This window comes from Bacillus sp. Leaf49 (assembly GCF_001426125.1).
Lineage (GTDB): Bacteria > Bacillota > Bacilli > Bacillales > Bacillaceae > Bacillus > Bacillus altitudinis.
The window spans coordinates 1-14,584 of sequence record NZ_LMRK01000005.1 but is presented as its reverse complement, the minus strand read 5'-3'; the positions used below and the strand labels follow the sequence as shown (position 1 = coordinate 14,584).

The following is a 14,584-nucleotide window of genomic DNA, read 5'->3' as shown; positions in this document are numbered from 1 at the left end:
ACCTCCGTTGTCATAAGATAAAAAAGAAAAGGAGTTGATGCGATATGTTCTGGCTACAAACCGCTATTTTTACTGTCATTGTGCTCTGTCTCTCGTGGTGGGCAGGAAAAAGACGCAGGCATCGCCATGCCAGGCTAATTGTCCCGATATGTATCACTATGTTTGGATTACTCTTATTGATCGGCAGTTTCTTCATTGGCAGATGGGAAGGGATGGCGCTCAGCATATCAAGCGTCTCTATCGTTCTCTCTTCTATCATTTGTTTGATCATCGTTACAGGGGTTCATCTGTTTAAAAAAGATGACCCTTCGTAGGCTGGGACATCTTTATGATTTGATTCTATCGTATTCCTCACGAAGGATTCCCATCATGATGACATCCGAATAAGCACCGTTGAAATAGAGCGCTTGACGTCTTTTTCCTTCATATTGAAATCCGGCTTTCTCATAGCTTCGAAAGGCTCGTGGGTTATGGGAAAAAACTTCAAGCTCAAGCCGATTGAGTTCTAACGTCTCAAAGGCAAATGTTTGAACCATCCGAACAGCCTCAGTGCCATATCCTTTGTGAAAATGCTCTGGACCATGTAGCGCAATGCGGAAACTTGCCGTATGGTTTATCGGATCAATATCCACAATCGCCGCATCCCCGATCATTTCTTTCGTGTCTAGCAGACAAATAGCAAAGTCTCGTCTACTGTCATCCTGCAGAAAACGGGTATAGGCTGAACGAATTTCTTCTAGTGTGAACGTTTTGCGTGTGCCAGTCATATAAAGTGTTTCTGCATGCTGGCATCCTCTATGAATACCAGGATAATCTTTTTCTTCAATCGGTCTCAAAAATAATCGAGTCATGATGGATCAGCCTCCTCTATATATCGGGAGATTTCAATTAAGTTCATATCAGGATCACGGATATAAATGGATTCAATCGGACCTAATGCACCAGAACGTCTGACCGGACCTTCTTCAATTGGAACAACCTGCTTTCGAAGATGAAGCAATAAACTGTCTATATCTAAATCGGTGATAAAACACAAGTCAGCAGATCCAGGCTGGGGATGAGCAGCTTTTGGTTCAAATTCATGACCCGCTTCATGAAGGTTGATCTTTTGTAAGCCAAAACGAAGGGCTTTACGGCCTTCTCCAAAAGTTTCTTCCTTCATTCCTAATACGTTTGTATAAAAGCGAATGGTTTCCTCCATATGTTGTACAGTCAACACGATATGATCAAGTCGTCGTATCATCAGTCTCTCCTCCAAGTATGATCATTGTTTGAACTGCTTCTATTATATCATCCCTTGAAGAAGATACCTTATTTGATCACGGTTTTATAACTCCAGCTTTCTAGGGACATGTTTTCTCCGTGCAGTACTCTCTCATCAAACTCCGTCCACCCATTTTTTCGATAGAAATGACGATTGGCCTCGTTGTGTGTAATCAGTGTGAACAGTCCGCCGCCTTGCCGGGCGATAAAGGGGAAAAGACATTGCTTTAGCATACGGCTTCCAAGTTTTTTTCCTTGTTGGTCTTTTGCAACGACAAGAGCTTCTAAATACCAGTAAGGTTTCTTTAAGGAAGAACACGCTTTTTTTGCCTCCTTTAACATACGGAACACATGCTGAATCGCCGATATGCCACCAGTAAAGAGTAGCTTTAACCCACCAGATAACACATAATCCATGAGTCCTGGTTCAGGAAGACGGGGATGTTTTAACAGGGCGGCAGACACAATTTTCTCGTTCTCAACCCCGACCAAACAGATTTGATGCTGAAAATATACCTTTGTATTGATCAAATGCAGCTGACGGGCGAAAGCAGAACGCTTGGTCACCTTTTCGCATAATAAATCAAAAAATGAATAGTTCTGAAATGAATCATCTAACAACGCTGCCACTTGAGGCAGTTCATCCTCTCTAGCAAGTCTGAATTGAAGCATATGATGGTCCTCCTTTTTTGAACAGATATAGATTATTGAACATGTGTCCATTATAATAAGAGGAAAATAAACCGAACATCGGCAATGAATGATCTCTTGTTCATAAATAGACAGGTATAGCCAGATTGTTCAAAAATGGAGGGTGTTTGATGAAGGACAGACGAACAATCAAAACCAAAAAGGCGATACGGGAAAGCTTTCTTGAGCTTTTAAAGGAAAAAGATGTTCAACAAATTACAGTATCAGAGCTATCTAGAAGAGCGGATTTAGGAAGAGGGACCTTTTATTTGCACTACCAAGATGTATTTGATTTGCATGAACAGCTTGAGAAGGAACTATTTCATCAGCTTGGCGGACTATACGATGAATCGTTTCCAAGCCAGGACCCGCTTGATATGCTGTCCTTTTTAAACAAAACAACTGAGTATTTAAAAGAAAAACAATTCATGATGACGTTATTTGTCAAACCGAATAGCCCAACGACGAATCAATTTAAAGCGTTTTTTAAAGAAAAAATCATGAAAGAGTGGCAACTTGATCAGCGTCAGATTACGGAACGTGAACAGATTGAGGCTTCATTTGTTGTGTCTGGTGTTGTTGGTGTACTGGAGGAATGGATTCATGAAGGGATGACAGTCGAAGCGGGGCAGCTTGCGCACATCTTGTACAAGCTTCTTATGAAGGTAGAACAGGAATCGTAAGAAACGAATTGATCATATATCATTTTTCTATTCATTCTGTTAAAATGGGAATATACGTTCTTATTTTAGGCGGGGAGTGGTGAGATTGAAAAGGAAATTACTATTTTATGGGGCAATGAGCATTGATGGATATTTAGCAAGGGATGATCACCGTTTAGATTGGCTCATAGGCACAGAGGGCGAAGAGGATACGAGATATGAGGAATTTTATGCATCAGTCGATACGCTGATCATGGGACGGAACACATACGAACAGGTTCTCAAACTTTCACCTGATGAGTTTCCTTATGAAGACAAGACATGTTATATCGTTTCTCGCACTTTACAAGACAGCCATACAGGAACCCACATCGTTCGTGAAGATGTTCTCTCGTTTATCAAAAATTTAAAAAATGAAAAAGGCCAGCATATTTGGATTTTAGGGGGCGGGGAACTGCTTCAAGCATTATTAAAAGAAAAATTAGTCGATGAGCTGTATCTCCAAATCGCACCTGTCATGATTGGAAAAGGAATCCCTCTTTTCCCTCCAACTGAACAGGAATCTAGATTTTCATTACAACAAGTGAATCAATACAAACAAATTGCTGAAATGCATTTTGTGTTAAAAGAAGACCACTAAATCAAAGGGGTCTTTTTTTAATCAAACAAACACGTTGACAAGAAAATATCCTAGTGTTAGGATAAATTTATCCTAGTTTTAGGATTTATTGAAAAAGGAGTAGTTGCCATGGTGCAGCAAGATCAGGAATTAGACTTAAGGCTTTTCCGAGTGTGGATGAAAGCCTACCATGCCCTTTTTGCAAACATCCAAAAAGACATTGAACGTTATGATATCGGATTTGAAAACTTTCAAATTCTTGAATTACTGTATAGTAAGGGACCACATCCCGTTCAAAAAATTAGTGAGATTTTATCCATTCCAAGTGGGAGCATCACCTATGTGGTCAACAAATTAGAAAAACAAGAATTAGTCAAAAGACAATGTGCACCTTCTGATAAACGTGTATTCCATGTATTACTGACAGATAAAGGGAAGCAGCTATTTGACGATATTTTTCCAAAACATACAGATGTCATTTCACAAAATCTGTCCTTTATCGAAACAGAGGAAAAAGAGCAGCTCATCGAATGGTTGAAAAAAATCGGTTTAGGTGCAAAACAACTTCACGAAAAGGGGAAACAAGATGACACGCAGCTTTGATACATTGGTACGTGAAAGACGATCAGCATCAAATTTTTTGCCAAATATCTCGATTTCGAGAGAAGAGCTTAATAGTATCTTTGAAGAAGTGAAGCTGGCACCTTCAGCCTTTAATTTACAGCATACGCAATATGTCGTCGTCCAATCAGAAGCGCTTAAAGAGCAAGTAAGAGATGCTGCATTTGGACAATATAAGGTGCATTCCGCTTCAGCAGCGATCATTGTGCTCGGCGATCCGAAAGCTTATGAGCAAGCAGGAAACATTTATGAAGGCCTAAAAATGCTCGGCATCTTAAATGCGCAACAATATGAGGAAATGGTCAGAGAGACGATGAGTTTTTATGTGCAGAGAGGATCAGACTTTCAGAAAGAAGAGGCGATTCGAAACGCTTCATTATCTGCCATGCTATTTATGCTTGCCGCCAAAAACAAGGGATGGGATACTTGCCCAATGATCGGCTTTGACCCCGAAGCAATGAAAAAGGTGTTAAACATCGAATCAGATTTGGTTCCTGTATTAATGATTACACTCGGAAAAGAAAAAGTAGAGAGCAGACAAGCGAGAGGCTATCGCAAGCCGGTCTCTGAATTTGTGACATATTTATAAGATAGGGGGTTCCATTCATGGAACTAGGAATTAGTACATTTGTAGAAACAACAACTGATTTTCAAACAGGAAAAACAGTCAGCCACGCACAGCGTATTCGTGAAGTAGTAGAAGAAATTATTTTAGCAGATCAAGTGGGTCTGGACGTTTTTGGTGTAGGAGAGCATCATCGTGAAGATTTTGCCGCATCAAATCCAGCAGTCGTATTAGCAGCTGCGGCAACGCAAACAAAGAATATTCGTCTGACAAGTGCCGTAACTGTTCTTTCATCGGCTGATCCTGTTCGTGTGTTTCAAGATTTTGCGACATTAGATGGCCTTTCTAACGGGCGTGCAGAGATCATGGCTGGCCGTGGATCATTTATTGAATCGTTCCCGCTTTTTGGCTATGACTTAGATGATTATGAAGAGTTATTTGAAGAAAAACTAGATTTACTGTTGAAATTACAGCAGTCAGAGCGTGTGACATGGAGCGGTAAGCACCGTCCTTCCATTCAGGATGTCGGCGTATACCCAAGACCTGTTCAAGATCCGCTTCCCATCTGGATTGGCAGTGGAGGAAACAGAGAATCTGTCGTACGTGCTGGATTATTAGGATTACCACTTGTCCTTGCCATTATTGGCGGCAGCCCTAGACAGTTCGCACCGCTAGTGCAGCTCTACAAGCAAGCTGCGATTCACGCTGGACATGATCCTGAGAAATTAACGGTGGCATCCCATTCACATGGATTTGTTGCGGAGGGAACAGAATTGGCAGCAGATCAATTCTTCCCTTCTACACAGCATGTCATGAATACATTAGCAAGAGAACGAGGCTGGGGACCTTATACCCGTTCTACATTCGATGCAGCAAGAACATTAGAAGGTGCATTGTATGTAGGAGATCCAGATGCCGTGGCAGAGAAAGTGATTCATCTGCGAAAAAATGTAGGCATTACGCGCTTCATGTTGCACGTACCGGTCGGTTCAATGCCACATGATCAAGTGCTGAAAGCTATTGAGTTATTTGGAAAAGAAGTGGCCCCTAAAGTAAGAGAAGAGGTTGCCCGCTGGGAAGCCGAACAAGCATAACAAAAAAGTCGATCAAGCCTATTCACTTGATCGACTTTTTCTCATGTTTAAGGCTCAGCGATACATGGTTTCACTGTAGGGCATGTGGATGCAGAAGCAAATGGTGTGGCCGTCAAGGTGAAGAGGAAAACAAGTTGAAAACAGATAAGCCATTTTTTCATGAAATCACCTCCGTTATCAATTGTTTCACTAGAAACGAGATGAGGACAAAAGCATAGAAGTATGTAACACCCTCTATCCAGCATAAGACAATCATATCATAATTTTCAAAAAAAATGAAAAAATAACTTACGAAAGTTCTAAATTATGGTATGGTTAATATGTTCAACAAAAAAAGGGAGGGATTTTTGTATGAAAAAGGTCATAACTTCTGTTTTGGTTGGAGCAATTGTTTTAACGGGTGCGGGCGTCACCGCTGTCCCGGTAGAAGCGAAGGGGAAAGTAAACAGTGAAGTTACGGTACAAGCAAGTCGAACCGTCTCGGAAACGAGAACATATACGACGTCAAACATCCCATCAAGTATTACATATGCAAAGGATGGATGGGTCGGTATTCTCTATCAATCGTCAATTGAAGAGTTAGGTTTAGGAAAATATAGAGTTACCTTTACTGGAACGGTTGTACGCGATCCAGGATTTAATTAAATAAAATGTAAAGCTGACAGGTGGACAAGCCTGTCAGCTTTTTTTAATGGGGATAATAAAGAATCATTTGCATCCGTACCATCTGTTCTCCTGATTGTTTATACTCATGGGCACGGTCAGCTTTAAACCGAATCGAGTCGCCAGCTTGTAATGTGTATTGCTCATCACCGATTGATAAATCAAGTGCTCCCTCAAATACGGTAATCAATTCCTCTGTACCGCCGATATGTTCTTCCGCACTTAACGACCCATGAGGATCAATTTCTACCTGATAGACTTCAAATTTTCTCAGGTCATCAAATGGGAACGTCGTATATACCCGATACCTTCCCTCGTCCTCTGTTAAAACTTGTCCTTCTTCTTTTCGCACAAACTTAATCTCAGGCTGCGGTGCGTATATGAGTTCACTAAAAGACACCTTCAACCCATTGGCGATTTTCCACAGAGTGGTGATGGTTGGTGTGGATTCTCCTCTTTCGATTTGCCCAATCATCGTTTTACTCACACTTGTTACCTCAGCCATCTTTTCTAGGCTTAATTTCTTTTGCTCTCTTAACAGTTTGACATTTCTAGCAATAATCGATTGTACATCCTCCATCAAAAAAAACTCCTTTCTGAATTTACTTTATAACGACTGAAAAGTACAATAAAACGTAATATATACACAATAAAGACTTTTAAGTCTAAATAACGTATGAGAAGGAGGTAACAGTTTGATTGTTTCCATGTTGATTTATGCTTTTGTTACCAGCTTTACCCCTGGACCGAATAATATCATGGCGATGGTCTTTACGAATAAATATGGGGTCAAGCAAACATTTCGATTTTGTTTAGGGGTTGGGATCGGATTTTTGGTCATTTTATGTTTGAGCGGTTTCTTCAATATGATTCTTTATCAAGTCATGCCGAAAATCGGCTGGGTCATGGCTTTCATTGGAGCCGGTTACATGATCTATTTAGCTGTCAAAATTATGAGAAGTAAAGGCGGAGATGACGAAACACTAGACCGCTATAATCATTTTATCCCGGGGATGCTGCTGCAATTTATTAATCCGAAAGCCATCTTGTATGGGTTAACCGTCATTTCCACTTTTGTTCTGCCGTATGGACAGTCCAATATGCAATACATGTTGTTGACGTTGATTCTCGCCATCATTGGTTTTTTAGGCACATTTAGCTGGAGTTTATTTGGCTCTGTATTCAAGCGTTTTTTGACTCTTTATCAGCGGCCGTTCCAGTTCGTCATGGGGCTGCTGCTTATGTATAGTGCGATTTCGATGATCTGGAGTTATGTCATGTAAGCGGTCAGGAGACTGGCCGCTGCCTGCCCATCACAACCGTATCATAATACATGCCGTCCGCCAGCCGTTTATCTTTTTTTAACAAGCCTTCAATCTCAAAGCCATAGTGTTCATATAAACGAATGGCTTTTTGATTGGTTTCCATTACTTGAAGTGACATCTTTTGAATGCCTTGCTGATCTGCCCAGTCGATCGATGCAGCTAAAAGTTCTTTCCCGATGTGATAGCCCCAAGCGGCCTTCTGTACGGCGACGCCAAACATTACTTTGTGAGCAGAGCGCTTAAGAGAATGCCCTTCGCATCTTGAAAAACCGACAATGTCTCCTTCAATATCTGCAACTAAAAAGAGATGACGGCATTCCTTGGAATCCTCTTGAATCAACGCCTCGAACCCTTTCTCATCAATAAAAGCTTCACCCGGTTCACGATCTAAATATTCGGTTTCACCATCGATTTTCAGTCTGAGAGCTGATAACTGTTTGGCATCTGCTGATGCAGCAGAGCGAATACGATAGGTCACACCACGTACAGTGAACATACTTTCAGAAATGATCATTGAACAGACCACCAACCTTTCATTCCATTATGTCTATCATACCTGAAACGCGCACACAGCACACTCAGATGTTTTGTCATGTGCAAAAAGGCTAAAAATAAACAGTATCAAACGTGGAGGTGGAACAAATGAGTGAACAAAATGGACATATGGATAAAGCGAAAGGAAAAACAAATCAAGTCAAAGGTCAAGTGAAAGAAAAACTTGGCAAAGCGACAGATCATGAAAACCTGAAAGCAGAAGGAAAGAAAGATCAAGTAAAAGGAAAGCTTCAAGATAAAAAAGGTGACGTGAAAAATAAGCTGAATCAGTAGTTTGCGTATACTTGCACTCGCCCCATGTATCCATCATCACATTCCTTTCATCAATAAAATCAATAGGTGTGTGAAAAGAATTGATTATAAATTCTCGCTTCCGTCATGTAGACTTTAAATAGAAGACATGAACAAGGGAGATGGATGACTTGGAGCAAGTATGGGGGAAAGTTGACGAGTATATCAAAGACAAATTGATGGCCAAAGATGACGTGTTGGAGCAAACTCTTATCAAGAATAAGCAAGCCGGGTTACCAGAAATAGATGTGTCGCCGGCCCAAGGAAAACTACTTTATTTGTTAGCAAAAACCAAGGGTGCAAAGCGCATTTTAGAAATCGGTACACTTGGCGGTTATAGTACCATTTGGCTTGCCCGTGCACTTGAAGAAGATGGAGAACTTTTGACATTAGAGGCTGTCAGTCATCATGCAGAAACAGCACAGCAAAACATAGACAGAGCAGGCTTAGCAGAACGTGTCACCATTTTACAAGGAAAAGCGTTAGATACTTTATCTCAGTTAAAAGAGCAGGATACGCTCCCGTTCGATTTGATTTTCATTGATGCAGACAAACCAAACAACCCGCAATATCTGAAGTGGGCGTTACACTTCTCAAAAAAGGGAACAGTCATTATTGCAGACAATGTAGTCAGAAATGGAGCAGTTCTTCATGCCTCTGATCAAGATGAGCGAGTGAAGGGAACGCGTGAATTTTTCGATTTACTCAAACAAGAGTCGAGAATTGAGGCAACCGCTATTCAAACTGTTGGCGAAAAAGGCTATGACGGCTTTGTATACGGTATCGTAAAATGAAAAAAGCTTAACCGCATCCGGTTAAGCTTTTTCTATTAGAAAAACCATCTAGCTGTGCCCATCAGCATGACGCCTACTAGAACGGTGAGGGACAAGCTTTTTGTCCAAACAGCGATTAACACAGTTGGAACCAAGACAGCAAGGTACATCCAGTGAATGGTGACGCCTGCTGTAGTATGTATGAATAGATGCTCTGCAATCAAAGCGGTAAATATACAAATGGGGATAAATGATAACCATTTGAGCACCACTTCTGGCATCTGTATACTCCTTACAAATAAAAATGGAACGACTCTTGGGATGATGGTCACAATCATACAGCCAAGAATGAGCCATAACATAAAACTGCTAATCATTTATCTGTCACCACCCCAATAGTGGCAACAAGCACAGTTGCCAACAAAACAGCCACGTGTGAAGGAACAAAATGAAGCAGCACAAACATCGCAACAAACATATATAAAACAAGTGATAAGCGATGGGTGAGCTTATTTTTTGGCACCGTCTGTAAAGAAAGAATGAGCAGCGCAGCAAACATCGCGGATAGGGCAAAATCAAGACCAAGCGCCTCTGGATTTGAAATCCAGTGTCCGAATATTCCGCCAAGTGTACACGCAGCAATCCAGCATAAATAAGCTGTAATGTTCAGTCCATGCATCCATCTGTTATTCAATTTTCCTTGCTGTGCTAATTTATTCATCGCTACGCCAAAGGATTCATCAGTAAGCAGAAGACCAAATCCGATGTTCTGCTTTACAGAGTAGCGTGTAAAATGGGGGGCAAGCGTAAGGCTGAGTAACAAATGCCGTAAATTGACAATGAACGTGGTGAAAATAATAGCGGAAAGAGGGCTTCCTGTCACAAGTAATGCACAGATGATAAACTGTGAAGCGCCAGCATAAATAAAGATAGATAACAGCGCGATTTCCCATATACTTAACTGCGAACTAATGCCAACAATTCCAAAGGCAAACCCAATGCTCATATAACCAAGCAAGGTTGGCACACAATCTTTTATTCCCTCAAGAAACGGTTCGTTTCCGGCAGTGGGAATGTGTTTCCTAGCTTCAACATCCAAATACCTCTACTCCTTTTCTATGTAAACATCAATTGTTTTACTTACTATAAGAAAACGAATTCATCATGTCAATCCTATTGAACTTCTATTATATGAAGAAACGTGGCGATAAAAAAGGATTGAAGTGAACCAGATTTTGTTATAAAGTAATCAGAAAATAAAAACAATTGGGGTGACTGATATGCAATGGAAGCCTTTATTTGAACATGATGTACCAAATCACCTCCGTCCATAACGGAGAGTGATCTCCGTTTGTGGATATCGCAGTGAATATATCCAGTAACGGAGGGGAAAAAATGAATGAAAAATATATAGGAGCCCTTTACTTAACGTTAGCTGCTAGTATTTGGGGCGGTATGTATGTAGTGGTCAAAGTAACAGTTGCGGTGGTCCCGCCACTTGAGCTCGTCTGGATGAGATATGCAATAGCTGGAGTCGTTCTTGTGTTCACGATTTGGCGTTTGGGCTACTCTTTTCGGTTAGACAAAAAGGATATCCCGCTGATTGTGGCGATTGGATTGATTGGCAACTTTCTTTCGATCGTGACCCAAGAAATTGGCACAATGTATACGTCTGCACAAATGGGTGCCGTCATCACATCGGCCACACCTGCTTTTATGGTGCTTTTCGCTTTCTTTCTATTAAAAGAATCTTTCACAATGAGAAAGTGTGTCTCCATTCTGCTTGCTACAGTAGGTGTACTGATGATGATTGGGCCTGTCGCTGTTCAAACGGATGAGTTTGTTGGCGGTCTTTCACTGGTTATTGCTGCATTAACATGGGCGCTCATGTCTGTTCTTTTGAAACGAGTTCCAGGAAAGTATCCTCAAGTAGTGACGACAACATATGCGATCATTGTGGCCTTTATCGTATTAACACCACCCGTCTTGTTTCGTTTGCCTCATCTTGATGTGCAGCAAATGGCAAGACCGGAAATATGGGGTGGCATTCTGTATCTAGGTATCATCTCAACGGCCCTTGCTTTCTTTTTGTGGAATAGAGGGCTTCAACTGATGGACGCTTCAAGCGGTGGTCTGTTTTTCTTCTTTCAACCAATCGTTGGCACGATCCTTGGATGGATGCTTCTAGGTGAAGAGATGGACTTACGTTCGTTTGTTGGGATTTTGTGTATTTTCGCAGGTGTATATACTGTCCTGCGTCAGAGAGAGTAAGACGAGATTCCCCTTGGAGAAGGGGAATTTTCTTTACAATGAATAGATGAGAGATTCATAGAAGGTGGAGGTGAGCAGGATGATCCAGTATCCATTTTTGCAAAAAGGACAAACGATTGGGGTGACAGCACCTTCCTCAGGTGTGCAGCCCTCTTTGCATGAGATGTTTCAACTGTCTTGCGATCGGATGAAAAAAAGAGGCTATGAAGTTATATGTGGAGAGACAGTATGGCAACAGGAAAAAGCGAAATCAGCTCCTGCAATCAAGCGAGCAAATGAGTTACAGCGGATGATGACTTGTCATGAGATTGACCACATCATCCCGCCATGGGGTGGACAGCTGCTTATTGAAGTGTTAGAGCATCTTGATTTCTCAGTGATGCAAAAAAAGTGGATTCTTGGTTACTCGGATACAAGTCTCCTTCTATTAGCTTTGACATTAAACACAGGCATTGCGACAGCGCATGGACCGAACCTGGTGGATCTTCAGGGGGAAGAGCTTGATCAGGTGACGGCTATGTGGGAACAAATACTTTCCACTCCAGAGAAAAAGGACGTTACTCAATTTTCTTCTGATATGTATCAAAAGGAATGGCAGTATGACCATCCAAGCATTCATGTCTTTCATTTAACCGAGCCAACCGCATGGCGTACTGTTGATCACTTAGAGACGACGATCAAGGGAAGACTGATGGGTGGCTGTATTGATGTGATCCGGCACTTAGCTGGCACGCCTTTTGGAGATGTCAAAGCTTTTCAAGAAACATACCTGAAAGGTGAACCCATTCTATGGTATTTTGAAAACTGTGAATTAAATGCTGCGAGCATGAAGAGGTCTCTTGTTCAATTAAAACTAGCAGGCTGGTTTGATCATTGCTCTGGAATCATGTTTGGTAGGAGTGCAGTGGACACTCCTGTGGAAGGATATGAATATACGGATCTATATGAAGAATTGCATAAGGAATTACACATACCGATTGTTTACGATATTGATTGTGGACACGTACCGCCTCAAATGACCCTCATTAACGGAGCATACGCGGAGGTGCAGTTGCAGCAAGAAGGTAAAGCCGTGCTGAAGCAGACATTTTTGCCATAAAAAAAGGAAAGGGCGACCCCTTTCCTTCATAAAAAAACATTACATTCCTTTTGTTTCTTCACCTGCTTTTGGAACTTCCCATGCAGACTCTCGGAATACTTTTTCCCATTTAGAAACGACAATACAGGCAACCGCATGTCCAGGAACATTCACGCCTGTTCGAGCCATATCCATAATCCGATCAACACCGGCGATAATAGCGACACCTTCTGCTGGCAGACCTACTGCATGAGCTGTTGCCAAAAGAACGACAAGTGACCCAGACGGGACAGCTGCAATGCCTTTACTTGTTAAAACAAGGACAAGCATCATGAGGAGCTGCTGTGATAAACTCATATCGACACCAAACGCTTGTGCAAGAAACACACAGGAAACCGATAAATATAAACTTGAACCATCGCAATTAAGAGAAAGACCTGACGGGATGACGAAGGAAACGATTCTTTTTGGACAGCCGTATTTCTCCATCCGTGACATGAGCTGTGGAAGAACAGTTTCTGTACTTGTAGTAGAAAAGGCCACTAAAAACAAATCCCAAATCATTTTCAACACTTCGAAGTAGTTAAAACGGAAGATCAGTGCGACAAGAGGGAACAAAACAAATAGAATAATAAACAATCCTAAGAAGACAGTGCCAACAAGTTTCATCATAGGAATGAGTAAAACAATGCCGTATTGTCCGACAGAAGCTGCCATTAATGCTAAAACTCCAATAGGAGCTGTCACCATGACCATTTGTGTGAGCTTAAACATAATTTGTGCTACTGATTCAAAGAAGGTAAGGACAGGAGCGGAAGCTTTCCCAATGCCGCTTGCGGCTACACCGAATAAAATAGCGAAGAAAATCACTGCTAGTAAATCATTTTGAGCCATGACATCGATGATATTGGTTGGAATGATGTCTAAAACCATCTGTTTAAAATCGACGACCTTTTGAGTATAACCATCGAGTTCCCCAATATCTTTCTTAGCTAATTGAGAGAAATCGAGTCCAACGCCTGGCTTTAACACGTTGGCCAATAAAAGTCCGATTCCAAGAACGATGGTCGTAATGACTTCAAACCAAATGATTGTCTTTAATCCGAGACTGCCCATTTTCTTCATTCCACCGCTGCCAGCTGCGCCGATGACAATCGTAGAGAAAACAATAGGGACTACAATCATTTTAATCAATCGGATAAAGCCATCCCCAATGGGCCGCAGTGCCATTCCGAAATCAGGGAAGAAGTGGCCGATAAGAGCTCCTATCACCAAAGCGATCATGATTTGAAAAGCGACAAACTTTTTCATCATCTCCTACCTCCTTTAAATGCATGGAAAATATTAAGAATTTTCCAATAAATAAAAATTCTAGGTGACCATGTTTTGTCCTCCTTTGGATTTAGAAAGATTTTATTTAAGAATCATTAGAATTATGAAGAAAGAAATGAAAATAGGGCGATTGAAACTCTATTTATCTAACAAAAGAGCACTTCTTAAAAAACATGAAACTTTTTTAGAAAAATGTATTGACCCTTTTGCGTGATTCATGGTATATTTTTATTCGTCGCTGATGACGCATCTGAAACACTGATGCTCAGACAGATACGATAAACAAACTTCAAAAAGATGTTGACTTAATAAAAACGATATGTTAAGATAATTAAGTCGCCTGATTAAGCGCCCGTAGCTCAATTGGATAGAGCGTTTGACTACGGATCAAAAGGTTAGGGGTTCGACTCCTCTCGGGCGCGCCAATAACATTCAACCACGCGGGTGTAGTTTAGTGGTAAAACCTCAGCCTTCCAAGCTGATGTCGTGAGTTCGATTCTCATCACCCGCTCCATTTTAAAAGATGATCTTTGAAAACTAAACAAGACAAAACGTACCTGTTAATTCGAGTTTTTATAAAAAAACCCTATGATACATCATAGGTAGTCAGTCAAACGCTGACGAGGCAGGAAATGATCACATGCTAAGTTCGCTACATCGTGTAGCAACGCATGTGTGATATGCATCCTGCATACCTCGGAGAGTTTGATCCTGGCTCAGGACGAACGCTGGCGGCGTGCCTAATACATGCAAGTCGAGCGGACAGAAGGGAGCTTGCTCCC

At 41.4% G+C, this 14,584-nt stretch carries 20 protein-coding genes, 2 tRNA genes and 1 rRNA gene; 15 read left to right on the top strand and 8 right to left on the bottom strand.

Going from position 1 to position 14,584, the window contains the following annotated elements; genetic code table 11:
- Positions 1-44: 44 nt before the first annotated feature.
- Positions 45-314, top strand: a complete 270-nt coding sequence (locus ASG46_RS04620) for a YesK-like family protein (RefSeq protein ID WP_039956342.1) — start codon at positions 45-47, stop codon at positions 312-314.
- Between the two features lie 12 nt (positions 315-326).
- On the opposite strand, the gene ASG46_RS04615 is transcribed toward ASG46_RS04620, so the two are convergent.
- The 3 genes from ASG46_RS04615 to ASG46_RS04605 all read right to left on the bottom strand — a co-directional run bounded on the left by ASG46_RS04615 (position 327) and on the right by ASG46_RS04605 (position 1,935).
- Complete coding sequence (locus tag ASG46_RS04615) at positions 327-851, bottom strand: GNAT family N-acetyltransferase (RefSeq protein WP_008346711.1); 525 nt, start codon at positions 849-851, stop codon at positions 327-329.
- On the bottom strand, positions 848-1,243 hold the full coding sequence (locus ASG46_RS04610) for a VOC family protein (protein ID WP_008346708.1): 396 nt from the start codon (positions 1,241-1,243) through the stop codon (positions 848-850). Before ASG46_RS04610 ends, ASG46_RS04615 begins: the two co-directional genes overlap by 4 nt.
- 68 nt (positions 1,244-1,311) lie before the next feature.
- Positions 1,312-1,935 (bottom strand): GNAT family N-acetyltransferase, encoded by a 624-nt coding sequence (locus tag ASG46_RS04605; RefSeq protein WP_008346706.1) that lies wholly within the window; start codon positions 1,933-1,935, stop codon positions 1,312-1,314.
- 149 nt (positions 1,936-2,084) lie between these two features.
- Between ASG46_RS04605 and ASG46_RS04600 the strand changes: the two genes are divergently transcribed.
- The 6 genes from ASG46_RS04600 (at position 2,085) to ASG46_RS04575 (ending at position 6,159) form a co-directional block, all read left to right on the top strand.
- A complete protein-coding gene (locus tag ASG46_RS04600) occupies positions 2,085-2,636 on the top strand; it encodes a TetR/AcrR family transcriptional regulator (RefSeq protein WP_008346703.1) in 552 nt (183 codons plus the stop codon).
- A gap of 115 nt (positions 2,637-2,751) precedes the next feature.
- Positions 2,752-3,255 carry a dihydrofolate reductase family protein gene (locus tag ASG46_RS04595; protein WP_008346701.1) on the top strand — a complete coding sequence of 168 codons (504 nt, stop codon included), beginning with the start codon at positions 2,752-2,754 and terminating at the stop codon, positions 3,253-3,255.
- Positions 3,256-3,363: 108 nt separating this feature from the next.
- On the top strand, positions 3,364-3,837 hold the full coding sequence (locus ASG46_RS04590; protein ID WP_007496406.1) for a MarR family winged helix-turn-helix transcriptional regulator: 474 nt from the start codon (positions 3,364-3,366) through the stop codon (positions 3,835-3,837).
- Entirely contained in the window at positions 3,821-4,444 is a 624-nt protein-coding gene (locus tag ASG46_RS04585; RefSeq protein WP_008346699.1) for a nitroreductase family protein, read from the top strand. Before ASG46_RS04590 ends, ASG46_RS04585 begins: the two co-directional genes overlap by 17 nt.
- Positions 4,445-4,461: 17 nt before the next feature.
- Complete coding sequence (locus ASG46_RS04580; protein ID WP_008346697.1) at positions 4,462-5,514, top strand: LLM class flavin-dependent oxidoreductase; 1,053 nt, start codon at positions 4,462-4,464, stop codon at positions 5,512-5,514.
- Positions 5,515-5,865: 351 nt separating this feature from the next.
- Complete coding sequence (locus ASG46_RS04575; protein ID WP_008346693.1) at positions 5,866-6,159, top strand: hypothetical protein; 294 nt, start codon at positions 5,866-5,868, stop codon at positions 6,157-6,159.
- 43 nt (positions 6,160-6,202) lie between these two features.
- On the opposite strand, the gene ASG46_RS04570 is transcribed toward ASG46_RS04575, so the two are convergent.
- On the bottom strand, positions 6,203-6,757 hold the full coding sequence (locus ASG46_RS04570; RefSeq protein ID WP_025206820.1) for a helix-turn-helix domain-containing protein: 555 nt from the start codon (positions 6,755-6,757) through the stop codon (positions 6,203-6,205).
- A 115-nt stretch (positions 6,758-6,872) separates the two neighbouring features.
- Here ASG46_RS04570 and ASG46_RS04565 point away from each other — a divergent pair, with 115 nt between their 5' ends.
- The gene (locus ASG46_RS04565; protein WP_007496397.1) at positions 6,873-7,460 is read left to right on the top strand and encodes a LysE family transporter; all 588 of its coding nucleotides are present in this window, start codon (positions 6,873-6,875) and stop codon (positions 7,458-7,460) included.
- Between the two features lie 4 nt (positions 7,461-7,464).
- Here the strand turns inward: ASG46_RS04565 and ASG46_RS04560 are convergent, their stop codons facing one another.
- Positions 7,465-8,016, bottom strand: a complete 552-nt coding sequence (locus ASG46_RS04560) for a GNAT family N-acetyltransferase (protein WP_019743587.1) — start codon at positions 8,014-8,016, stop codon at positions 7,465-7,467.
- A gap of 128 nt (positions 8,017-8,144) precedes the next feature.
- Here ASG46_RS04560 and ASG46_RS04555 point away from each other — a divergent pair, with 128 nt between their 5' ends.
- Together ASG46_RS04555 and ASG46_RS04550 are read left to right on the top strand one after the other, a co-directional pair.
- Complete coding sequence (locus ASG46_RS04555; RefSeq protein ID WP_056703430.1) at positions 8,145-8,330, top strand: CsbD family protein; 186 nt, start codon at positions 8,145-8,147, stop codon at positions 8,328-8,330.
- Positions 8,331-8,479: 149 nt separating this feature from the next.
- Positions 8,480-9,142, top strand: coding sequence for an O-methyltransferase (locus tag ASG46_RS04550; RefSeq protein ID WP_082515456.1), 663 nt, complete (start codon positions 8,480-8,482; stop codon positions 9,140-9,142).
- Between the two features lie 35 nt (positions 9,143-9,177).
- Here the strand turns inward: ASG46_RS04550 and ASG46_RS04545 are convergent, their stop codons facing one another.
- Both ASG46_RS04545 and ASG46_RS04540 read right to left on the bottom strand, forming a co-directional pair.
- Complete coding sequence (locus tag ASG46_RS04545; RefSeq protein WP_008346681.1) at positions 9,178-9,498, bottom strand: AzlD domain-containing protein; 321 nt, start codon at positions 9,496-9,498, stop codon at positions 9,178-9,180.
- A complete protein-coding gene (locus ASG46_RS04540; protein ID WP_007496390.1) occupies positions 9,495-10,220 on the bottom strand; it encodes an AzlC family ABC transporter permease in 726 nt (241 codons plus the stop codon). The genes ASG46_RS04545 and ASG46_RS04540 overlap by 4 nt, the downstream gene beginning before the upstream one ends.
- A gap of 296 nt (positions 10,221-10,516) precedes the next feature.
- Here ASG46_RS04540 and ASG46_RS04535 point away from each other — a divergent pair, with 296 nt between their 5' ends.
- Both ASG46_RS04535 and ASG46_RS04530 read left to right on the top strand, forming a co-directional pair.
- Entirely contained in the window at positions 10,517-11,392 is an 876-nt protein-coding gene (locus ASG46_RS04535) for a DMT family transporter (RefSeq protein ID WP_056703424.1), read from the top strand.
- A gap of 79 nt (positions 11,393-11,471) precedes the next feature.
- Positions 11,472-12,491, top strand: a complete 1,020-nt coding sequence (locus tag ASG46_RS04530; protein WP_056703420.1) for a S66 family peptidase — start codon at positions 11,472-11,474, stop codon at positions 12,489-12,491.
- Positions 12,492-12,530: 39 nt separating this feature from the next.
- Here ASG46_RS04530 and gltP read toward each other — a convergent pair whose 3' ends face one another.
- Complete coding sequence (gene gltP / locus ASG46_RS04525) at positions 12,531-13,781, bottom strand: glutamate-aspartate/proton symporter GltP (protein ID WP_024719154.1); 1,251 nt, start codon at positions 13,779-13,781, stop codon at positions 12,531-12,533.
- Between the two features lie 369 nt (positions 13,782-14,150).
- On the opposite strand from gltP, the gene ASG46_RS04520 reads away from it, so the two are divergent.
- The 3 genes from ASG46_RS04520 to ASG46_RS04510 form a co-directional block, all read left to right on the top strand.
- Positions 14,151-14,227: transfer RNA gene (locus ASG46_RS04520), tRNA-Arg, on the top strand.
- 15 nt (positions 14,228-14,242) lie between these two features.
- Positions 14,243-14,316 (top strand) — tRNA-Gly (locus ASG46_RS04515).
- Positions 14,317-14,495: 179 nt separating this feature from the next.
- A 16S ribosomal RNA gene (locus ASG46_RS04510) occupies positions 14,496-14,584 on the top strand; the annotation flags it as partial.

Excerpts from the sequence above, each read along its gene's own strand:
- ASG46_RS04620 (WP_039956342.1), top strand. The coding sequence starts at position 45 with ATGTTCTGGCTACAAACCGCTATTTTTACTGTCATTGTGCTCTGTCTC.
- ASG46_RS04615 (WP_008346711.1), bottom strand. The coding sequence starts at position 851 with ATGACTCGATTATTTTTGAGACCGATTGAAGAAAAAGATTATCCTGGT.
- ASG46_RS04610 (WP_008346708.1), bottom strand. The coding sequence starts at position 1,243 with ATGATACGACGACTTGATCATATCGTGTTGACTGTACAACATATGGAG.
- ASG46_RS04605 (WP_008346706.1), bottom strand. The coding sequence starts at position 1,935 with ATGCTTCAATTCAGACTTGCTAGAGAGGATGAACTGCCTCAAGTGGCA.
- ASG46_RS04600 (WP_008346703.1), top strand. The coding sequence starts at position 2,085 with ATGAAGGACAGACGAACAATCAAAACCAAAAAGGCGATACGGGAAAGC.
- ASG46_RS04595 (WP_008346701.1), top strand. The coding sequence starts at position 2,752 with ATGAGCATTGATGGATATTTAGCAAGGGATGATCACCGTTTAGATTGG.
- ASG46_RS04590 (WP_007496406.1), top strand. The coding sequence starts at position 3,364 with ATGGTGCAGCAAGATCAGGAATTAGACTTAAGGCTTTTCCGAGTGTGG.
- ASG46_RS04585 (WP_008346699.1), top strand. The coding sequence starts at position 3,821 with ATGACACGCAGCTTTGATACATTGGTACGTGAAAGACGATCAGCATCA.
- ASG46_RS04580 (WP_008346697.1), top strand. The coding sequence starts at position 4,462 with ATGGAACTAGGAATTAGTACATTTGTAGAAACAACAACTGATTTTCAA.
- ASG46_RS04575 (WP_008346693.1), top strand. The coding sequence starts at position 5,866 with ATGAAAAAGGTCATAACTTCTGTTTTGGTTGGAGCAATTGTTTTAACG.
- ASG46_RS04570 (WP_025206820.1), bottom strand. The coding sequence starts at position 6,757 with ATGGAGGATGTACAATCGATTATTGCTAGAAATGTCAAACTGTTAAGA.
- ASG46_RS04560 (WP_019743587.1), bottom strand. The coding sequence starts at position 8,016 with ATGATCATTTCTGAAAGTATGTTCACTGTACGTGGTGTGACCTATCGT.
- ASG46_RS04555 (WP_056703430.1), top strand. The coding sequence starts at position 8,145 with ATGAGTGAACAAAATGGACATATGGATAAAGCGAAAGGAAAAACAAAT.
- ASG46_RS04545 (WP_008346681.1), bottom strand. The coding sequence starts at position 9,498 with ATGATTAGCAGTTTTATGTTATGGCTCATTCTTGGCTGTATGATTGTG.
- ASG46_RS04535 (WP_056703424.1), top strand. The coding sequence starts at position 10,517 with ATGAATGAAAAATATATAGGAGCCCTTTACTTAACGTTAGCTGCTAGT.
- ASG46_RS04530 (WP_056703420.1), top strand. The coding sequence starts at position 11,472 with ATGATCCAGTATCCATTTTTGCAAAAAGGACAAACGATTGGGGTGACA.
- gltP (WP_024719154.1), bottom strand. The coding sequence starts at position 13,781 with ATGAAAAAGTTTGTCGCTTTTCAAATCATGATCGCTTTGGTGATAGGA.